The sequence below is a fragment of the Bacillus sp. (in: firmicutes) genome (genome assembly GCF_031983925.1).
Taxonomy (GTDB): Bacteria; Bacillota; Bacilli; order Bacillales; family Bacillaceae_G; genus Bacillus_A; species Bacillus_A pacificus.
This window is the reverse complement of sequence record NZ_DALYZR010000030.1, coordinates 1-5,374: the sequence shown is the minus strand read 5'-3', so window position 1 is coordinate 5,374 and position 5,374 is coordinate 1. Positions and strand designations below refer to the sequence as shown.

General features: G+C 32.8%; 5 protein-coding genes and 3 pseudogenes. 3 read left to right on the top strand and 5 right to left on the bottom strand.

Features of this window, described 5'->3' with window-relative positions; translation table 11 throughout:
- Both RTP99_RS27765 and RTP99_RS27760 read right to left on the bottom strand, forming a co-directional pair.
- Positions 1 to 238 (bottom strand): annotated as a pseudogene (locus RTP99_RS27765) (hypothetical protein); the annotation flags it as partial.
- 244 nt (positions 239 to 482) lie between these two features.
- Positions 483 to 824: a hypothetical protein gene (locus RTP99_RS27760; protein WP_001256765.1), complete on the bottom strand. Its 342-nt coding sequence runs from the start codon at positions 822 to 824 to the stop codon at positions 483 to 485.
- A gap of 325 nt (positions 825 to 1,149) precedes the next feature.
- Between RTP99_RS27760 and RTP99_RS27755 the strand changes: the two genes are divergently transcribed.
- Both RTP99_RS27755 and RTP99_RS27750 read left to right on the top strand, forming a co-directional pair.
- Positions 1,150 to 1,590: a hypothetical protein gene (locus tag RTP99_RS27755; protein WP_000591645.1), complete on the top strand. Its 441-nt coding sequence runs from the start codon at positions 1,150 to 1,152 to the stop codon at positions 1,588 to 1,590.
- A 137-nt stretch (positions 1,591 to 1,727) separates the two neighbouring features.
- Positions 1,728 to 1,832, top strand: a pseudogene (locus RTP99_RS27750) (IS6 family transposase); the annotation flags it as partial.
- Positions 1,833 to 1,861: 29 nt separating this feature from the next.
- On the opposite strand, the gene RTP99_RS27745 reads toward RTP99_RS27750, so the two are convergent.
- Complete coding sequence (locus tag RTP99_RS27745; protein ID WP_000727313.1) at positions 1,862 to 2,401, bottom strand: hypothetical protein; 540 nt, start codon at positions 2,399 to 2,401, stop codon at positions 1,862 to 1,864.
- Between the two features lie 50 nt (positions 2,402 to 2,451).
- Positions 2,452 to 2,694, bottom strand: coding sequence for a hypothetical protein (locus RTP99_RS27740; RefSeq protein ID WP_001045664.1), 243 nt, complete (start codon positions 2,692 to 2,694; stop codon positions 2,452 to 2,454).
- Between the two features lie 516 nt (positions 2,695 to 3,210).
- Here RTP99_RS27740 and RTP99_RS27735 point away from each other — a divergent pair.
- A pseudogene (locus RTP99_RS27735) lies at positions 3,211 to 3,918 on the top strand (IS6 family transposase).
- 248 nt (positions 3,919 to 4,166) lie between these two features.
- On the opposite strand, the gene RTP99_RS27730 reads toward RTP99_RS27735, so the two are convergent.
- On the bottom strand, positions 4,167 to 4,976 hold the full coding sequence (locus RTP99_RS27730; protein WP_001231106.1) for a hypothetical protein: 810 nt from the start codon (positions 4,974 to 4,976) through the stop codon (positions 4,167 to 4,169).
- Between the last annotated feature and the right edge of the window lie 398 nt (positions 4,977 to 5,374).

Here is a 5,374-nt window from a genome sequence, read left to right as displayed (position 1 = left end):
TCATTAAAAACGGATAAGCATGATATGGCTTTTTCATTTCTACATAAGTTTGATGGTCAACCCCTTGAAACCAATAATTATCTGTCTCAACAACAGAAAACCCACCTTGTATTCCATAGTTTGTTTTTAAATATTCTTGTATTGGTTGATTCAGATCATCTTTAGAGAAACATCCACTAAGAATTAGGATTGGTGTACTTACTAAGATAACTTGAATCAATCTTTTAGTACCCTTCATTTTTTTACCCTACATTTCTAAAATTTTAATAATATTATAACATTCCCATTCAACTAAACTGCCACGTTGGCTAAAGTCCACTTCTTTACATTCTTAACGAAACAATTAATAAAATCACTTCATAATCTGGCCCAATTACTGAATAAAATGACCGGTATTTTTAAAACAACTTTATTATCCCTGTACATTTATAGTACTTCTATTTCTTCATGTCGGTAAGGTAATTCAAGCTCAAGTAAGATTGTTACTTAAATAATATTTGTAAATGGACAGGCTCAGTAAACAGTATATAAATTGTTAAAATATCACTCATACCTGTTAAAACAAACAAAGCGAGGGATATTATAATATTAATCCCTGCGTAGCCTCCTTCGTCTTGTAAAGCATATGCTATCAAGCCGAAGACCAAAGACATAAAAAGGAGAGTCATCTGTAAAATATCCAGTCCAACGGTTAATTTCACATCAGCTGGAGTGAAATCACCAACAGTATAATTGTATTTACCATATGTAGATAGCAGGATCCAACAAACAAGAAACAAAATTAGACAGCTTGATGCTATGGTGTTGTACTTCTTAGAACGCATATATCTTCCCTCTTATCCTTATAAAATAAATCCAAAAACAAAAAGCACTATTATGAAAGGAATGTTATCCTTCACAAGCACTTCTTGTTTAATGTTAACACATATTAACAATCATTATGAATGTTTTTTAGCAGGCGGAAGTAAAATCGCATTGCCATCAAACTAAGATTTTGAAGTACCCCCTAAATGAAAATTTTCTTTCTCTATAGTTAGTTATTTTGAGAAGTCAGCTTATTTTTTCGTTTTGCTTTCCCCGTAGTATCATGTTATCTTTTAACGAGGGAATAAATGGAATTTCCACTTAAACATGTAAGGTTGGTTTTAGATGATAAAGAAATTTACTAGAGTAGTATTAATTGCAGTTATGCCAATTGGTCTTATTACCGGTTGTGGCACTACTGAAAAAGCTGAGGCACAAGAGCCGAAAGCAGACTATTGGGATTACTCATATGGTCGTGCGGGTATTTTAGTAAGCGGCAAAGCGAAAGAGCGTCAACAATACGAGATTGGGTATATTGACGATAATATGTTAATTGGAATCAATGAAAACATTGAGGACTGTATTACTTTAGACAATAAAGATGAAGCTGGTTACATTTGGAAACAAATAGAGCGCGGATCTATTATTGAAGTGCAATACGGTAAAGACCGCAACGACATCGTAGGCGTACAATTAGTAGGAGATCGTGAGCTATTCGAAATTAGTGACAAGCTAGATCGAAATACGATAAACGAGATCGTTGGAAAAGTTAAAGGTAATTTGTAATAAATACATATCGACACCAGAACGAGTATATGATTTATTTGAAAGTCGATTCCTTATTTGAGATAAGGAATCGACTTTTTATAATTATCTTTTTTGTAAGTTGTTTTTCCAAAAATAATAGCTATTATCAATGGCTTTTTTTTAAGAAAGCTTTGCAATCTGTTCATGTTCCAAAACCCAGTGTGATTACAGTAGACAAAAATCAGGCCTATCCTATAGCGATTGAGAGTCGTAAAAGGGAGATTTCACACCGATTTCTCCCTTTTACAATTTACTTGAAAAATAAATATCCCTTATAAGTGTCTATATAAATGCGCCCGTCTTCTTTTTCTTTTACTTCGCCACCAAAATTTTTTATCCAATCAACCAAGCCTCGATTGTTTTCTGTAACGTTTTCTTTTACAAATAGATATGAATTAATTGATTTATAAGATGTATAGTTAGTTAAAATTATTTGGCTAAGATAAATAGGAGTCTCCGAATTTGGAGTCTCCTGAATTATATATGGAGATGGGAGAATGTTATCATTGTTAATATATACATAATATTTAGGTTGATTAATTGCCCATTTTAGCCATATTACTTGAACTATTATGATAATTATGGTTACCGTTTTTTGTGTTTTTTTGAAGTTTTGTCCTGGGAAAGAGTAGTAAATGAAAGTGGGAATAGCAAATAAACTAACCCAAGCTACCCATTTGTCTATTGGTGCACCATTTATCCAGAAGATAAATCCTAATGCTTTTATGAATAAAAATAAAAAAACAAGACTTGTGAAAATTATTGATAAATAGTATATTTTCTTTTTCATTGTTTTCTCCCCTAAATATATTTTTACAAAACGAATATAAAAAGTGTATTTTAAAAAGTGTATAGCATATAGATGTAAAGCCCAAAATAGTAACCTAAATTAAATATTGCAAGCATAACGCGTTGGTAAGTCTTACTGGCTCCAGCTGAAAATAAAACGCCTATAAGTGGTGCAAATAAACCAATTTTCCAAAAAATATTTGCTGATCCACCTATCTCTAATGTATCCTCATTTATTATAGTTAAAAGAGCGTAGGGTACACACAATAAAGATAATATAGCCCATTTGTTCAAAGTGCCACCTCTTTTCAATTTTTTAATATGAATAGTATATTAATTATATATATTAAAGTTTCGTTTGAGAAATTTCCACTTTAATAGGGGTACGGCACATGCCCATCAACTTAGAATTTTGAAATACCCCAAAACGAAAATTTTGTGTATTATGCTCGTTTTTATTGTTTTGAGGTAACCCATCCTTTTTAGCTTGATAGCGATGGGGTGCTACCCCATATAAAAATATAGTTATAGAAAAAGAGAGATTGGATTCCTTTTGAGAGTACGGATCCGCTTTTTTCTTGCTACTGATAATGAGACACTATATGGGTATTTTTGCCCATCCCCCGAAAAGGTGGAGTAAGACAGAATATACCAATTATTCATTAGGAAAAATAATACTTGAATGGGAGTTCAATATAAATTATTTAAATTAAAGTGGTGGTTCTGGTGCAAAACTCCAAAATCCTTGCAAGTAATCTCCTAATCTTGGACATACTGATAGTATAACTCTAAAAAAGGTGCGTGATCAGTATGGAAAAGGAAAATCCGTTTAAATGGAAGCACTATCAGACTGTTATTATCTTATTAACGGTAAGATGATACCTACGGTACAACCTAAGCTTTCGTGATTTGGTGGAAATGATGGAGGAACGGGGCTTATCTATTTCTCATACCACGATTATGCGTTGGGTTCATCAGTATGGTCCTGAATTGGACAAACGAATTCGTCGTCACCTCAAGCAAACCAATGACTCTTGGAGAGTCGATGAAACATATATCAAAGTTAAAGGGCAATGGATGTACCTGTACCATGCTGTTGATTCGAAAGGAAACACAATCGATTTTTATCTAAGCAAAACAAGAGACCAAAAGGCTGCAAAGCGATTCTTCAAGAAAGCTTTGCGGTCTTTCCATGCCTCTAAACTTCGTGTGATTACAGTTGATAAAAATCCAGCTTATCCAATAGCCATAGAAAAATTGAAGGAAGAAAAAAAGATGCCACTAGGCATCCACATCAGGCAGATAAAATATCTAAATAACATTGTGGAACAAGATCATCGTTTTATTAAGAAACGAGTACGCTCTATGCTAGGATTCAAGTGTTTTGACACAGCTACATCCATTCTTTCTGGAGTAGAAGCCATGCATATGATTAAAAAAGAACAGGTTGATTTACAGGATCAGTCTGTCCAAAATCAGAAAGAATTCATCCATCAATTGTTTGGACTTGCAACATAAGATATGATTCCGTTAGGAATCTATGCGCTTTATTATCTTTTATTCTATTTTTGCACCAGAACCTTGCATAATATAGCTGGTTTTTTTATTTCTTTAAAGATGGATGGGCGGTTTTTTTTGTATCCTCAAAAAGGAAAGGGCTGCTCATAAGTCGGTTTCACTTTTTAAACCATGAGGACTTTTTCAGTGCCCCCTCTTCCTTGTGGGAAGTCACCCCTTTTTTAAAACACAACAATTGACGTATTTTATCAAGAATCTACAGTTGTTTTTAATATTTCGAATTTCCCTTGTTTATCCACGGTAAACATGACATTATTATTACGACTATCCGTTCCTCCTATGGTTGTTTCATTAGGGCTGGAATACATGGTCACAACAGCTATCTTATAAATACCCTCTGTTAGCACGTGGCTCTTTTCGAAATCATCCATAATACTTTGAGCATTGGGAACAGTTTCACTATTTTTGTAGGTATTGTAATAGTAATTAAAATTGATAACTCCTGTATAATTAGCATGATCTATAGGTTTACTATCTTTTAACATTTTCATTATGTTGTCAGTGTTTATTTTTTGATCGCGTTTGAAATTTCCAATTAATTCCTTTTCTTTTTGTTTATCTATATGTATATTTAAATAGTAATAGAAATTTGGTTTCTTTTTATTATAGGAGAATTCACTTAATAAGTTATACTTTTTTATCATCTTATCGGATTGTTTCAAAACATCACGATGTTGTTCAATATAAGCTCCTTTAAATATTTCTAGAAAAACATCATCGCTTCCATTTTTAACTATTTCATGTGACTCTTTGTCTACAATTAAATAAGCAAGAGTGCGGTATGGTTTTTTTATTTCCACGTAAGTCTCTAGATCAGAAGCTCCAAACCCACTATCAGCAAAAAGAATTTTAAAATCCCCATTCTTTATCCCGTAGTTTTCGGACAAATAATCTCCTATTGGTTTTTCTAATAGTTTTGTGTCTATAGAGCAACCACTTAATAGGAATAGTGGTATGCTCAGTAAAAAGATAAAAACAGTTACTTTTGGTTTCCTCATTCAAGTTCTCCCTTTTCTATTATATACTTCATACAATCATAGTTGTTTTTTTTGCCTATCCCTTATTTAAATCCCCCTATGTTCATTTTTCATTCTTACCCTTCCTTAAACTACATTTTACCATTTTTAAAGATGAAAAAGGGACTCTCTTGTAAGAAGTCGTTCCTTATTTAAAACACAATAATCGTTGTATTAGGGGTCAACATACATCGCCATCAACTTAAGAATTTTCACTACCCCATCGCCATCAAGCTAAAAATATGAATTTCCCCAAAACAATAAATACGAGCAAAATGCACAAAATTTTCGTTCTGGGGGTAATATGAGATTTTAACTTGATGGTCATGGGGTAGCACCACACATCCATCAACTTAACGTATATTTTTATACAAAATGCG